At 42.3% G+C, this 12,587-nt stretch carries 16 protein-coding genes; 7 read left to right on the top strand and 9 right to left on the bottom strand.

What is annotated here, in order from left to right; all coding sequences use genetic code 11:
- Positions 1 to 159 precede the first annotated feature (159 nt).
- The 5 genes from OCU87_RS08780 (at position 160) to OCU87_RS08760 (ending at position 4,092) form a co-directional block, all read left to right on the top strand.
- Complete coding sequence (locus OCU87_RS08780; protein ID WP_261858322.1) at positions 160 to 705, top strand: hypothetical protein; 546 nt, start codon at positions 160 to 162, stop codon at positions 703 to 705.
- Between the two features lie 204 nt (positions 706 to 909).
- The gene (locus OCU87_RS08775) at positions 910 to 1,251 is read left to right on the top strand and encodes a CidA/LrgA family protein (protein ID WP_094957951.1); all 342 of its coding nucleotides are present in this window, start codon (positions 910 to 912) and stop codon (positions 1,249 to 1,251) included.
- Positions 1,251 to 1,931 carry a CidB/LrgB family autolysis modulator gene (locus tag OCU87_RS08770; RefSeq protein ID WP_205049207.1) on the top strand — a complete coding sequence of 227 codons (681 nt, stop codon included), beginning with the start codon at positions 1,251 to 1,253 and terminating at the stop codon, positions 1,929 to 1,931. Before OCU87_RS08775 ends, OCU87_RS08770 begins: the two co-directional genes overlap by 1 nt.
- 245 nt (positions 1,932 to 2,176) lie before the next feature.
- Positions 2,177 to 3,061 (top strand): cytidine deaminase, encoded by an 885-nt coding sequence (gene cdd, locus OCU87_RS08765; RefSeq protein WP_062689051.1) that lies wholly within the window; start codon positions 2,177 to 2,179, stop codon positions 3,059 to 3,061.
- Between the two features lie 155 nt (positions 3,062 to 3,216).
- Positions 3,217 to 4,092 (top strand): DMT family transporter, encoded by an 876-nt coding sequence (locus OCU87_RS08760; protein WP_261858321.1) that lies wholly within the window; start codon positions 3,217 to 3,219, stop codon positions 4,090 to 4,092.
- Positions 4,093 to 4,187: 95 nt separating this feature from the next.
- On the opposite strand, the gene OCU87_RS08755 is transcribed toward OCU87_RS08760, so the two are convergent.
- Positions 4,188 to 4,592 (bottom strand): hypothetical protein, encoded by a 405-nt coding sequence (locus tag OCU87_RS08755; protein WP_094957950.1) that lies wholly within the window; start codon positions 4,590 to 4,592, stop codon positions 4,188 to 4,190.
- Positions 4,593 to 4,947: 355 nt separating this feature from the next.
- Here OCU87_RS08755 and purT point away from each other — a divergent pair, with 355 nt between their 5' ends.
- Positions 4,948 to 6,123, top strand: coding sequence for a formate-dependent phosphoribosylglycinamide formyltransferase (gene purT, locus OCU87_RS08750; RefSeq protein ID WP_261858320.1), 1,176 nt, complete (start codon positions 4,948 to 4,950; stop codon positions 6,121 to 6,123).
- 84 nt (positions 6,124 to 6,207) lie between these two features.
- On the opposite strand, the gene OCU87_RS08745 is transcribed toward purT, so the two are convergent.
- The 3 genes from OCU87_RS08745 to OCU87_RS08735 all read right to left on the bottom strand — a co-directional run bounded on the left by OCU87_RS08745 (position 6,208) and on the right by OCU87_RS08735 (position 8,786).
- Positions 6,208 to 7,185, bottom strand: coding sequence for a leukocidin/hemolysin toxin family protein (locus OCU87_RS08745; protein ID WP_261858319.1), 978 nt, complete (start codon positions 7,183 to 7,185; stop codon positions 6,208 to 6,210).
- A gap of 421 nt (positions 7,186 to 7,606) precedes the next feature.
- A complete protein-coding gene (locus OCU87_RS08740) occupies positions 7,607 to 8,263 on the bottom strand; it encodes a thiopurine S-methyltransferase (RefSeq protein WP_062689056.1) in 657 nt (218 codons plus the stop codon).
- Positions 8,264 to 8,492: 229 nt separating this feature from the next.
- Entirely contained in the window at positions 8,493 to 8,786 is a 294-nt protein-coding gene (locus OCU87_RS08735) for a hypothetical protein (RefSeq protein ID WP_048898335.1), read from the bottom strand.
- A 227-nt stretch (positions 8,787 to 9,013) separates the two neighbouring features.
- On the opposite strand from OCU87_RS08735, the gene OCU87_RS08730 reads away from it, so the two are divergent.
- A complete protein-coding gene (locus OCU87_RS08730; protein ID WP_261858318.1) occupies positions 9,014 to 9,415 on the top strand; it encodes a nitrous oxide-stimulated promoter family protein in 402 nt (133 codons plus the stop codon).
- A gap of 7 nt (positions 9,416 to 9,422) precedes the next feature.
- Here the strand turns inward: OCU87_RS08730 and OCU87_RS08725 are convergent, their stop codons facing one another.
- The 5 genes from OCU87_RS08725 to OCU87_RS08705 form a co-directional block, all read right to left on the bottom strand.
- Positions 9,423 to 9,794, bottom strand: a complete 372-nt coding sequence (locus OCU87_RS08725; protein WP_261858317.1) for a spore gernimation protein — start codon at positions 9,792 to 9,794, stop codon at positions 9,423 to 9,425.
- A gap of 78 nt (positions 9,795 to 9,872) precedes the next feature.
- Complete coding sequence (locus OCU87_RS08720) at positions 9,873 to 10,268, bottom strand: hypothetical protein (RefSeq protein ID WP_062689060.1); 396 nt, start codon at positions 10,266 to 10,268, stop codon at positions 9,873 to 9,875.
- 20 nt (positions 10,269 to 10,288) lie between these two features.
- A complete protein-coding gene (gene yidD / locus OCU87_RS08715) occupies positions 10,289 to 10,525 on the bottom strand; it encodes a membrane protein insertion efficiency factor YidD (RefSeq protein ID WP_062689062.1) in 237 nt (78 codons plus the stop codon).
- Entirely contained in the window at positions 10,525 to 10,749 is a 225-nt protein-coding gene (locus OCU87_RS08710) for a DUF4177 domain-containing protein (protein ID WP_239928830.1), read from the bottom strand. Before OCU87_RS08710 ends, yidD begins: the two co-directional genes overlap by 1 nt.
- 148 nt (positions 10,750 to 10,897) lie before the next feature.
- Complete coding sequence (locus OCU87_RS08705) at positions 10,898 to 12,406, bottom strand: peptide MFS transporter (protein ID WP_261858316.1); 1,509 nt, start codon at positions 12,404 to 12,406, stop codon at positions 10,898 to 10,900.
- Between the last annotated feature and the right edge of the window lie 181 nt (positions 12,407 to 12,587).

Below are 12,587 nucleotides of genomic sequence, written 5' to 3'. Positions count from 1 at the left end.
CTGCAAAATCTATATCGTCGTTATCAGTGACTTTAACCAGCCCAAATGATCAGTTACTTATTTAAATTGATATTACATAGCCATATCAATATCTCGCGCACTAAGGATGATCGGTTACGCTTGATATACACTCTGGCTTAATGGCATTAAGTGGTAGCTATGACAACAAAAGCCCTGACGCGCTGTTATCGTTTCCCCAGCGTAGATTTTGAACCCGACTTGCGAATTTTAGTGTGGCAGGATGGGTCTGAGACTTTACTAACGGTGCATGAGTCACGCTTACTGGAAGCGTTATGCTATTGTGCTGGTGAGGTGGTTAACCCTCAAGCCTTATACAGTAAAACGTTTATTCAACTCGACAGTTACGAAGAAAACAATCAAAGCAACTTCGATCTGAATGCGTTGTTAGTGTCGCTTAATCACAAACTCAGTTATCAAGATCAACCCGCCATTGCTATTGAAGTGGTTACCAACCATGGTTTTAGAGTACCGCTACCCAGTAAAACCTGTCGGCTGGTTCATACTTTTAAACAATCAGGATTTACGCAATTTAAAAACGAAGCCGTTGAACAAGAGGAGAACAATCAAGAATCCGCGACTGAACATATCGTCAAGCACGGCATGCTACACAAAATCTCAGTACTATTACTGGCCGCAGCGGGAGTGGCGTTGTTCTTTCTCGCTGACAATATCTTATTGTCATAGTACTGAACCACCGCCTATAGCAATGCTTTTGGCTACTCTGTTTTGTAATTAACAGAAAGTAAGCGTTAAAATTGGCGGCATATCCCCCTGTCAGACCAAATTTACCCCGCACTTAACTCCTCAAATAAGTGTGGCGTAGGTCACACTTATTTTGTATGATAAATCCATCAAGCAATAGCATTACTTCTGGCATCGCATAAAAGCATGAGTTATCTACGCTCCTTCAGCATCATTCTCGTTTGCCTTTTCTTGGGTAAAGGTATCCAAGCATTACTTGGGCTTGCTATACCCGGTAGCATCCTAGGCATGCTTATTCTCTTTGGTTTACTGTCTGCTGGCCTAATACGCTCTCATTGGGTCCAATCAGGTTGCCATCTCTTAATTCGTCATATGGCGCTACTATTTGTGCCTGTGGGTGTTGGCCTCATGGATCACTTTGCTTTATTAAGTGCCAATAGCCTTCCTATTTTACTCAGTACCATTGGCAGCAGCTTAGTCGTCTTTCTTGTTATCGGTATTGCAGCGCACCATAAGGAAAAGCAATGATTTGGTTAATCACGACCTTGGTGGTCTTTTATATTGCTCGTCTTATTTCAAAACGACTTCAGCATCCCATTGTTAACCCACTACTTATTTGCTTAATTATTATTATCCCTTTGCTCATGTGGCTAAATGTGCCTTATGAAACTTATTTTGAACAAAATAAATGGCTCAATGCACTACTAGAACCTGCGGTTGTCGCACTTGCTTTCCCGCTCTATGAGCAACTGTCACAAATCCGTGCAAAGTGGAAAACCATTTTTACTGTTTGCTTTATTGGCAGTGTACTTTCTATGGTAACGGGTGCTGGTATTGCGTTTGCGCTAGGTGCAAATGTCGAGTTAGTTGCAAGTATTTTACCTAAATCTGTAACGACACCCATTGCTATGGCTGTTGCAGAACAAATTGGTGGTGTACCCGCTATTGCAGCCATTATGGTGATCATTGCGGGCTTATTTGGTGCTGTCTTGGGCTACCCACTATTTAAGCTGGCTGGCATTAAAGCACCGATAGCCAAAGGGTTAACCATGGGGACGGTTTCTCATGCACTTGGGACTGCAAAAGCCGCAGAAGAAAATTATCAAGAAGGTGCTTTTAGTTCACTGGCTTTGGTGATCTGTGGTGTCATGACGTCAATACTGGCCCCTGTGCTTTTCCCACTCATTGCAGCCTTATTTGGCTATTAGTGCCAATACTGTTAGCTAATTAGAATTAGCTGGTAATTAATGGGGTTTGTATCGTTATGTGCAAGTAATCGAATACAAAACTAATTCATTGAAAAATAAGGATATCGAATTAGCCCCTTTGTGTGACCTCACTCTCAGTTATGTAATGGGTGAAACAAGATAAATAACAACGTGATCATGATCACACTATTATTCTTTTGACCTGTCTACAATATTTCTCCATACACAAGACGGAGAAATCCACCATGCACACTAAAGTAATGGATGCTTTAGGTTCTTTACCGGCTGATCTTGCAACTGCAATCAAGCCTATGCTGGAAGATGGCAATTTCGATGCTACCATCAGTGCAGAGCAATTCGACAACTTACTCAGCCAAACTCATATGACTGACAGCGAATTGCGCGTTGCGCTGCTTCCTCTTGCAGCCACGTATTCTGTGTCTCCCCTTTCTCATTTTTGTGTAGGTGCAGTAGTTCGAGGCAACTCAGGTCGCCTATACTTCGGCGGCAATATGGAATTTGTCGGCGCTGCACTTTCGCAAACGGTCCACGCAGAACAATCTGCGATTAGCCACGCTTGGGTTAAAGGCGAAACGGGTGTTAAAGATATCACCATCAACTACAGCCCATGTGGTCACTGCCGTCAATTCATGAATGAACTGAGCACAGCAGACACCATCAAGGTTCAGTTACCTGAGCGTGAAGAAAAGACCCTACAACAATATTTACCAGAATCGTTTGGCCCAAGCGATCTCGGTATCACAGAAAGACTCTTAACTGAAATCAATCATGGTCTTGGTGTTGATGAAGAGAGCGAACTGGTTCAAGCCGCTTGCCAAGCCGCTAACCGTGCTCACGCGCCTTATACCAAAAACTTCAGTGGCGTTGCTTTAAAAACGGATGACGGTCGTATTTTCGTTGGCATGTATGCTGAAAATGCCGCATTCAATCCAAGCCTACCACCGCTCCAAGTGGCACTTATCAATATGAATATGGCAGGTTACGAATTAAGCCGTATCATTGAAGCCGCACTTGTTGAGCAAAGTAGCAGCATTAGTCACCTTGCTGATACGCAAAATACCCTTGAAGCACTCAACCCAGATATCCCATTAACTTATAGTGCGCTATAAGTTGTACACACCAGCCATTAGGCTAATTGTGTAACCGTAGAAAAAGCGATGTCCATATATTGGCATCGCTTTTTTCATTTATGCTTGGTGATATAAGTGCACAAGCGTATGATTCTGTAAATTATTCACACTATTCATCAGACAGCCTCTTACTCATGTCTCAACACCATAATCCAATCCAAGGCGCGAGCTGGATGCTCACCGCAGGCTTAGCATTTGCCATTGTTAATAGCCTAGCTCAAGTACTGAGCGTGAAGCTTCACTTACCTTCGACTACCGTTGCTTTTATTCAATACTTCATTGCGCTTATTGCGATGCTACCTTGGCTACGATCCTTAGGACTCCGCCAAGCCTTGCGCACGCAACATTTCGGCTTACACTGTGTCCGCGTTTTTCTCTCTGTTATCGGTATTCAGCTTTGGTTATGGGCATTGGCTTATCCCGTTCCTATTTGGCAAGGTATCGCCCTACTGATGACCTCGCCATTATTCGCAACAATTGGCTCAGGGATTTTCTTACGTGAACGTGTGGGGGCTGCTCGTTGGTTTGCCACCCTCGCGGGCTTTGTTGGCGCAATGATCATCCTAGAACCATGGGGGAATGACTTTAACTTGGCGACGTTATTACCCGTTGGCGCCGCATTCTTTTGGGCGAGTTATTCATTAATGGTGAAAAAAATGTCAGCGTACGATTCACCAACCACCATGGTTGTGTATCTGTTGCTGCTAATAACGCCTTTCAATATTTTGCTGGCTCTACCCGACTTTACAATGCCGAGTTCTGTAGAGACTTGGGGATTATTAGTGGGTGCAGGGCTATTAACAGGATTAGCGCAGTGGGCAATAGCGAAAGCCTATGCGGTTGCCGACGCCTCTTTTGTACAACCTTTTGACCATGCAAAATTACCACTCAATGTACTGGCTGGCTGGATTGTGTTTGGCTGGGTGCCACCAGGCCGATTATGGTTAGGTGCCGCAATCATTATTGCTTCCGTCGCCTTCATTACCCATTGGGAAAGTCGTAAAAAATAAGATGCTGATAAATCATCATCACTTTTAAATCAATACTTGATAGCAAAACGCCACCTCGACCGAGGTGGCGTTTTTTATTCTGCTGACATATTAGGTTAGAAACGGATACGAAAGCCCAATGCAGCTTCAAGATCCAAATCCACTTCTTCAACAACATACAACGACGGCCCTAGCTCACCGTATAATTCGAAACTATTGATGGGTAGCTGAAAGCCAACACCTGATCGTACACCCACTTTTTTGTTATGGTGATCAACATACTGTGCGCCAACAAAAGTGTACAAACTATCAAGCTTACGGTTGTCGGTAAGTGTGCCCATATTGAATGTTTTGTCGAATGCGACACCGAACTTTTCAACGCCCAACGAAAAACGAAGATCATCATGTTTGTACTGAATGCCAGACATCGGGCTACCTAAGAACACACCGATACCTTTAGATGCATGTGCCGAGAAAGGTACTGCAGCAATCAATGCTAAACCCACTAACAACTTTTTCATTGGTCATTTACCTATATCAATATGAATCTTGATTTGAAGCAGCCTAATAAAGTAACACTGCTAGATTGCCCACACTGTAACGACTCAATCCGTATTTAACGAGGCCTAACCTTAAAGTCTGACAATCATTTTACAAACCTAACGGAACATTTGGCGATAGTTGAATATATGCCCGTTTTTACACCCTATTCCCTACCGCGTTTTACCAAAGAGTAATTATTACTTATCAACCATTATTCGTTAGGCTGATTAACTCTTAATCAAGTGTACTTCCTTATCAACGCAAACGTTTGCGCAATTGTTTAAATCAGGTATGATCGTCCGCAGTTTAAATACTCACTCGTAAGGATTATCAATGTTAGGTTCAGCTACTCGCCCTGATGCAACTCGCGTTCTTCTTCTTGGCTCTGGTGAATTAGGTAAAGAAGTCGCCATTGAATGCCAGCGTTTAGGTTTAGAAGTTATTGCTGTTGACCGTTATGCAGATGCACCTGCAATGCACATTGCTCACCGTAGCCACGTGATTGATATGCTAGATGCAGAATCATTGAAACGTGTTATTGCACTTGAAAAGCCGCATTACGTGGTACCTGAAATTGAAGCTATTGCCACAGAGACACTTGTCGAGCTTGAAGCTCAAGGCTTAAACGTTGTTCCAACGGCAAATGCGACTAAGCTAACAATGAACCGCGAAGGTATCCGTCGATTAGCAGCTGAAACACTCGAGATTCCAACCTCTCCTTACGAATTTTCAGATCAATATGATGACTTTGTCGCTTCTGTAGAGCGCATTGGTACACCTTGTGTGGTGAAGCCAATCATGAGCTCTTCAGGTAAAGGGCAAAGTGTGATTAAAACCCCTGCAGATATCGAATCAGCCTGGAAGTATGCTCAAGAAGGCGGTCGTGCTGGTGCGGGTCGTGTCATCGTCGAAGGATTTGTAGAGTTTGATTATGAAATCACGCTACTTACAGTTCGTGCATCTGATGGTGTTCATTTCTGTTCACCAATTGGTCACCGCCAAGAAGATGGTGACTACCGTGAATCATGGCAGCCGCAGCAAATGTCAGACAAGGCACTTGCAGCGGCACAAGCTGTTTCTGAAAAAGTGGTAAACGCACTGGGTGGGTATGGCCTATTCGGTGTAGAGCTATTCATCAAAGGTGATGAAGTACTCTTTAGTGAAGTTTCACCTCGCCCACACGATACAGGTATGGTGACACTGATCTCACAAGAGCTGTCAGAATTCGCCTTACACGTACGCGCATTCTTAGGTTTACCTATTCACAGTATTAACCAGTTCGGCCCTTCAGCATCTGCTGTTGTCCTTGCAGAAGGGACTTCGCAAAACATTCGATTTGATAACCTACCCGCAGCGTTATCACGTCCTCAAACGCAAATACGGTTATTTGGTAAACCAGAAATTGATGGCCGTCGCCGTTTGGGTGTGGCGCTAACACGTCGTGATACGATTGAACAAGCGGTTACAGATGCCGTCGATACCGCGGCTGATGTGAAAATCGTTTTCTGATTCAACCTCTTATCATATTCAAACAGCCACTTGGTTACACCGTAACTAAGTGGCTGTTAATTACAATACCTCGATTAGTTAATACTAATAAGGCTGTACCGTTAACTGATCCCAATCTATTGAAAAGCGAACTTGAGCTTCAGTGTAATGGGTTTTGGTACCGTAATCAGACCAGGTGCAAGCACCACGGCTAAAGCCTTCTTCAACTTGCTTCATGCCTGCGCGAACAATCATTTGTGTTTTTGGTTCAGTGCCTCGTTCTAGTTCCGGGGTAAATACATATTGAAACTTAGGTTTAAAGCCATAAATCAAACGCGGGAAATTCTCTTCTGGTAACAGGTTTTCGTTATAACAATCTGTGTAATGATAAACACCCGCCCACTTCCCATAGTACTGATAATCATTGGTGTACAACTGGCTAAGCGATGTCGTCCACTTAACGCCTGTACCACGTGCATTACCTACAGAAGGCTGTACTGCTGTTACATAATCTTTGCTTGAATAGCGAGAGGTATATGCCACACCTAATTGAGAGCTTAACGATCCTGAAAAGCTCGGTGCTGATCCTGGCGTTGCGGTTGCAGTCAGGCCAATAGTCGGTGCCACTGTGGTCGTTGATACTGAAACATCTGAGGTTTCATTTTGTGGTGAGTAATCATCACCAAAAATTGGTGTCCCGCCAGCCTGATAAATACTGTAGTCAAACGTTACAGGGTAATTTTGGGTAAAACGCGCAAGTAGTGGCGCATCATATGTTAGTTCCACACCAGACTTACCCGGCACATAGCCATTACCTAAGGTGACAACACGGGCAGCTTTTTTTCCATTATTTGAATTATAGAACAGCTCTACCAGTAATTTCATCTGCACTCGGCTACCACGGAAGGCATACGGAAACAATTCTGGTTCACTTTCGAATTTCACCTCAAAACTTTTTTTAACGTACCCCTCTACACTGACCTCATCGAGAATAATACTCTCGACAACCTCATTAGCAAAAACAGGTGTTGTAGTCGCCGCTGCAAGGCCCAAAATAACAGGCATTAGTATTTTATTATTCATTTTAATATCCATCCTATGGGAACAGTCCCAGAAATTAACACCTTGACTAAAAAGCATCAACTCGACAAAGGTTGGCACTAAATGGCATATAAGAATGAAAGATCATCGACTTTAATAACAAGGTAAACCTATTAGAAATCAAATTAATAGGTTAAATACCACTGACGAATACGGAAGGGGGTTTATAGGGATGAATACCACAAAGCGATATATCGCTCGCAAAAATCAAAGAAGAAAAATTCTCAAAAAGTTGATCTTGCTCTGATAATTTTATCAGTACGTTGATTTTTATGCTGGTTAATTAGGCAGCTTAGAGCATGGTGATTCCATGATTAAAGTATTGTCATAATCACTTGCTGATAAATGACCAATACAAAAAAAGGAGCGTTGCGCTCCTTTCTTTATTATTCATGGCTTGTTCTTATAACGCTAATGTTGGCGTTTCAATCAACCAAGCCTCTTCAGCAAAACGTGAGATACCTTGCTTGCGTCGAGGGTGGGATTCATCTTTATCATCACGCTCTAGCAGCGTGATATTGCAGCCTTCAAATAACGCATTCACTTCCGCTTCATCGACAGAAAATGGAGGACCATTTAGCTGCTCTTGCGGGTAGTCCAGCGTGATAAGTAATATACGGCCACCAGGCTTCGTCAGTGATAACAAACGCTCAGCGTACTGCTTACGCAGTGTTTCAGGCATAGCTATCAGTGCCGCACGATCGTAAACCACATCTGTAGGTTCAACCGGTACAGTGAAGAAGTCACCACAATGAATCTTAATTTCATCAAATTCATAAATAGCTTGGCCATTGCCCTGCTCTATCACCATTGGCGTGTAGAGGTGCTCTGCAAAAAACGACCGTACCGCAATTTGGCTTAGTTCAATGCCAACAACACTGCTGTGCTTTTGTGCAAGCCAGTCCAAATCAATGGATTTACCACACATAGGTACTAATACGCTGTCTGCACGCGTTGCATCTAATGCAGCCCAATATTTCAATAATAATGGGTTTGCATCATCCAAATGAAATCCAATTCGATTTTCAGCCCAACGGCTATGCCAAAATTCTGCGTCCATTTTGATTTTCTCTTAACTGACTTTATTATTTTATCTAGAGTTATCTAGCTTGTATTAACGCTAGCATACCAATCTCGACCAGTAGCACAAGATGCATGCGCTAAAAACGCAAAAAGGATGCCGAGGCATCCTTTTGGTTCAATCATACTTCGTCTATGAAGCTGGATTGAAAAATTTGGTCTTCAATTTTTCTTCATGAAAGTCATTGAATTTCTATTATGCGGTCAGCTTAAGACACGCGGAATAGCTTAATCGAGTCACGGCGCACAGTCACACCACGGAAAGTTACTGGCTCTAACAACGTCATTAGTTGCTTAGAAACGAAGAACTTACCACCGTATGAACGATCGCCACCACGGTTAACCCAATCCGCAAATTCATCTGCCAAGCTAAACATAGAGTTACCGACCAATAATACCAATACTTTAGCTACTTCACTGTCATTCTGTTTGTTGAACTCAGCGTCGCGAACTTTCTTACGGTATTCGTCAACAATTCTTTCAAGGCACTCAAATCTGCTCATATACACCACCACAAAAAAAGAGGAGCGGATACTACTGCGCGAACCCCATGAAATCAACCCATCAAGGCCAGTTCTTGCAATAAAACACGTTATTTTTTCATGTTGCTTACCTGTTTCGCTAAATATGTCATATAAATCACGTTTTGTGATCAACTTTTGCTCACAAAACCAAATAGGTGTATTTTATATATAGGTTCATAACTAGCGTAAAAACATCAGGTATACACATGAAAACGGATGCAGGGCTTATATTACTTGGCTCATTAAATATCGAGTTCAAAACCCTAACTGCGATGGTTCATATTTATTGCCGAGATCATCACCAAGGGACAACACTTTGTGCTGACTGTGATGATTTTTTGCACTATGCAGAAATGAAGCTTGATCGTTGCCCTTACGGTGAAGCAAAACCAACCTGCCGACAATGCCCAATTCACTGCTATAAAGCAGACTACAAAAACACATCACAAACGATTATGCGTTATAGCGGACCAAGGATGCTCTATAAGCACCCTATTCTCGCGATACGTCATTTATTGGCAGAAAGGCAACCAATTCCATCTAAGCCTGTAGCGAATGCGTCAAATCGCCACAGACGAAAGATAATTGAAGCTTGTGATCAGAAGTGAAAAAGGGTTAGTTACGGTAATAGTCGATAACCTGTACTTTGGTTGGTTCATCATCACCACTTAGGATAAGCGTAAATTGATTATTACCCTCAATTCTAACCGTTGCACCTGAAGGGCCTGTCACACTGACACCTTCAATTTTTTCAAAGGCACGTTGCCCGTCGTAAAACATATTGACGGTTATTTCATCATGACTGCTGGTGGATAACTCAAATTGGCAAATGCCTGTATCGCATTGCACATCCAACGTTTGGCTATTTACTGCCTCGATATTCTGAACATTCTTGACGGGTGTCGCAACGAGCTCACCTTCATCACTGCACGCTGTTAGCGCACCCAATGCCGATACCAACACAATCATTTTTACTATCGATTTCAAACTGCATTCCTCATTTACAAAGTGCTTAGCCAAACTTTTCGCTGAGCTCGGCGTCGCCTTTAAGTAAACGAGAGCTAGCTAGGCTTTAGGATGACGTACATCCGCTAAACACTTTGCCATTATCTGATTGTTATGATGATGTACAATATTTTGTGAACTAAGCAATTGCGGTAGTTCTATCACCAAGATGCCGACAAATATACTGTAACCTGCCCAATGATTGGGATAGATGACAAGTATTAATATCGACAACAAAAACAGACTTAAATTCACTCCACCTCGAGCAAACTTACCTAAATAGAAATGATGAAGACCCGCAACAAAGAACCAATTAAGCACAGCAAACGTATCAGGGTCTTTCACCTGTTCAGCTTCTAGCTTGTAATATTGTTTTCTCTGCGCATCGGTTAACTGACGGATCTGTACGCGTAATGCATCTTCTTGTTGACTCAATTTTGCGTGACGTAAAATCATACTAAACTCGCTATATTTCGCTAGGCGTCATTAGGGAGTGGGTCCTGAATTTTATGAATACAGTCGGGGTCACTACAACGGCGGATACGTTTCATACCGAGTCGAATCCCTTTCCCGACACCATAATGTTCAATCGCCTGCCGAGTGTATTCCGAGCAAGTGGGTTCAAAGTTACATTCCAAGTTAAAGTAATGCTTTGAACCACCACCCCGTTGATAACGTTCAATCATGCTTAACGCTATACGCTTAATAAGCATTACCCATTACGTCCTAACGTGACAATAACGGCTTCACGGTTCCAAAATAACCAAAAGCGTTTACGCTCAATAACCTGAAACACCAACTGCCATCCATCAGCCGCCTCTTCGTTCAATGTTGCTTCCAGCTTTTTTAATGGTAAACCACTAGAGCCTAACAACAAGGTACCGCAGCCACCTTCAACAATGTGTAATATTTTATATTCTTTAAAAGCCGTCATCATTTTCTCTCTATCTGTAACCAATCAATCAGTATAGGAATGTAAGTTAAGTAACTATTCTTAACATAATTAGTTCTTTTATAGCACTGTAATTAAACAAAAAAAAGCCGCAGCCTTAATGAATAAGGGTGCGGCTTACATTCAGAGAGATTTACGACTGTGGCGAGGTTTGTGAGGCGTTCTCTATACGCTCTAACTCTTCACCTTTGTTAATCAGCTTCGCTATTACTTTAGATAATCCAAGTGTTACCACTGCCATCACAATGGCAAGAATCGCAAGATTATAAAAGTAACTAGCATAAACCCCTTCAATGATTTCAGGCGTTAGCTCTTGGCCTTTCGGCAATGCAATCTTAGTCGAAATAACTGCGGCTAAAATCCCACTGAGTGACAAGGCAACTGAACGAAGGCCAATAGCAAACGCAGAAAGGTAACGCGGCACCATTTCAAAAATGAAGCCAGCACCCAAAGCCCCTACAATCAATTCAGCCATAGATTGGAAGAAATGAACCCACAAAATCCAATCAGCAGAGATTTTGCCATTTTCACCCACAAAGCTCGTTGATAAGCCTAACAAGCTAAATGCAATACCACTGAAGATAAACGCAACAGCAAATTTGGTCGGAATAGTTGGCGAGTAACCTTTGTTCTCTAACCAGCTATACGCATAAATCATTGGTCCACCCAACACAAAGCACCACAATGGGTTAAAAGCCGCATTTGATTCAGGTCTAATTGGAATAAATCCAAGGATTTGATCGCCCATTAAGTTAATAGCGTAGATGTTCATCGAGGTAAGCATCTGACCATAGTAAAAATAGAAAACGATCATGATAAAGATAGTAATTAACACACCACACATTTTGTATTTGTATGCTGCCGATGCTTTAGTGATCTCATAAATGAAATACAAAATCGCACATGCACCCAGTCCATAAAGGAGGTATTTACCTTCATCTAGATTAGAGAAAATCCAGAACACTAAGCCAAGCATTAATGCAGAGCCAACCACAAAGTAACCCCATGTTTTCATGCTAACGCTGCGACGGTCAATATCATTACCAACTTGAGCTAGTTGTTTTCGGAAAGTAACAAAAAGCACCAAGGTGATCAGCATCAAAAATGATGAAATAAAGAAGTTACCTTGATAAGCCAAGTACGCTACCAAGAATGGGAAAAGGTATTTAGAAGCAAACGACCCCAAGTTATTAATGGAATAGTTAACCGTTAAACCTTGTTGGAAAGCTTCCCTGTTTGTCGCTGAGTATGAGTTACCCAATAGCACTGTCGGACTGGTTGCAGAAAGCCCTCGAGCGTAACCGATCAAAGCAATCGAGAAAATACTGAGAGGAACATTCAGTGTGGATGCACCCATCCCCAATAAGAAGAAACCGATAGTGTAAATGGTGTAGCCAATATATACCGCACGGAATGAGCCAATATACCTATCAGCAATAAACCCACCAACAGCTGAAAATACGGGACCAACAGCACCAAATGCCCCCATCATCATGATGGTGTCAGCTTCACTGTAATTTAGCTCAAAAAGAAAATATTTGGTTAATAGAACATACGCCCCGTAAAAAGCAGCTCCCCAAAGGAACTGCCGCAAAATTAAAACCTTCGCAATACTGGGGAATCTAGTGTTTGCATCTTGCATGTTATACTCCTTCAACATTATGCACCACGAAAACTAACATACGCAGAACTGTTAAATAATGATCCAACATGCAAATATGCAACAAACGCCAATTCACCCAATGGAATAATGGTTTTTTTGATCACAAGTCTCAATACAGGACTATAAGCTATTGTAATTATAACGAAAAAATGCAGATAAA

The sequence above is a fragment of the Photobacterium sanguinicancri genome, assembly GCF_024346675.1.
Classification (GTDB): domain Bacteria; phylum Pseudomonadota; class Gammaproteobacteria; order Enterobacterales; family Vibrionaceae; genus Photobacterium; species Photobacterium sanguinicancri.
The sequence above is the reverse complement of the archived record's forward strand: the minus strand, read 5'-3'. Positions and strand labels throughout refer to the sequence as shown.

Excerpts from the sequence above, each read along its gene's own strand:
- yidD (WP_062689062.1), bottom strand. The coding sequence starts at position 10,525 with ATGCTTATTAAGCGTATAGCGTTAAGCATGATTGAACGTTATCAACGG.
- OCU87_RS08710 (WP_239928830.1), bottom strand. The coding sequence starts at position 10,749 with ATGATGACGGCTTTTAAAGAATATAAAATATTACACATTGTTGAAGGT.
- cdd (WP_062689051.1), top strand. The coding sequence starts at position 2,177 with ATGCACACTAAAGTAATGGATGCTTTAGGTTCTTTACCGGCTGATCTT.
- OCU87_RS08745 (WP_261858319.1), bottom strand. The coding sequence starts at position 7,185 with ATGAATAATAAAATACTAATGCCTGTTATTTTGGGCCTTGCAGCGGCG.
- OCU87_RS08760 (WP_261858321.1), top strand. The coding sequence starts at position 3,217 with ATGTCTCAACACCATAATCCAATCCAAGGCGCGAGCTGGATGCTCACC.
- OCU87_RS08730 (WP_261858318.1), top strand. The coding sequence starts at position 9,014 with ATGAAAACGGATGCAGGGCTTATATTACTTGGCTCATTAAATATCGAG.
- OCU87_RS08705 (WP_261858316.1), bottom strand. The coding sequence starts at position 12,406 with ATGCAAGATGCAAACACTAGATTCCCCAGTATTGCGAAGGTTTTAATT.
- OCU87_RS08720 (WP_062689060.1), bottom strand. The coding sequence starts at position 10,268 with ATGATTTTACGTCACGCAAAATTGAGTCAACAAGAAGATGCATTACGC.
- OCU87_RS08740 (WP_062689056.1), bottom strand. The coding sequence starts at position 8,263 with ATGGACGCAGAATTTTGGCATAGCCGTTGGGCTGAAAATCGAATTGGA.
- OCU87_RS08735 (WP_048898335.1), bottom strand. The coding sequence starts at position 8,786 with ATGAGCAGATTTGAGTGCCTTGAAAGAATTGTTGACGAATACCGTAAG.
- OCU87_RS08780 (WP_261858322.1), top strand. The coding sequence starts at position 160 with ATGACAACAAAAGCCCTGACGCGCTGTTATCGTTTCCCCAGCGTAGAT.
- OCU87_RS08755 (WP_094957950.1), bottom strand. The coding sequence starts at position 4,592 with ATGAAAAAGTTGTTAGTGGGTTTAGCATTGATTGCTGCAGTACCTTTC.
- purT (WP_261858320.1), top strand. The coding sequence starts at position 4,948 with ATGTTAGGTTCAGCTACTCGCCCTGATGCAACTCGCGTTCTTCTTCTT.
- OCU87_RS08775 (WP_094957951.1), top strand. The coding sequence starts at position 910 with ATGAGTTATCTACGCTCCTTCAGCATCATTCTCGTTTGCCTTTTCTTG.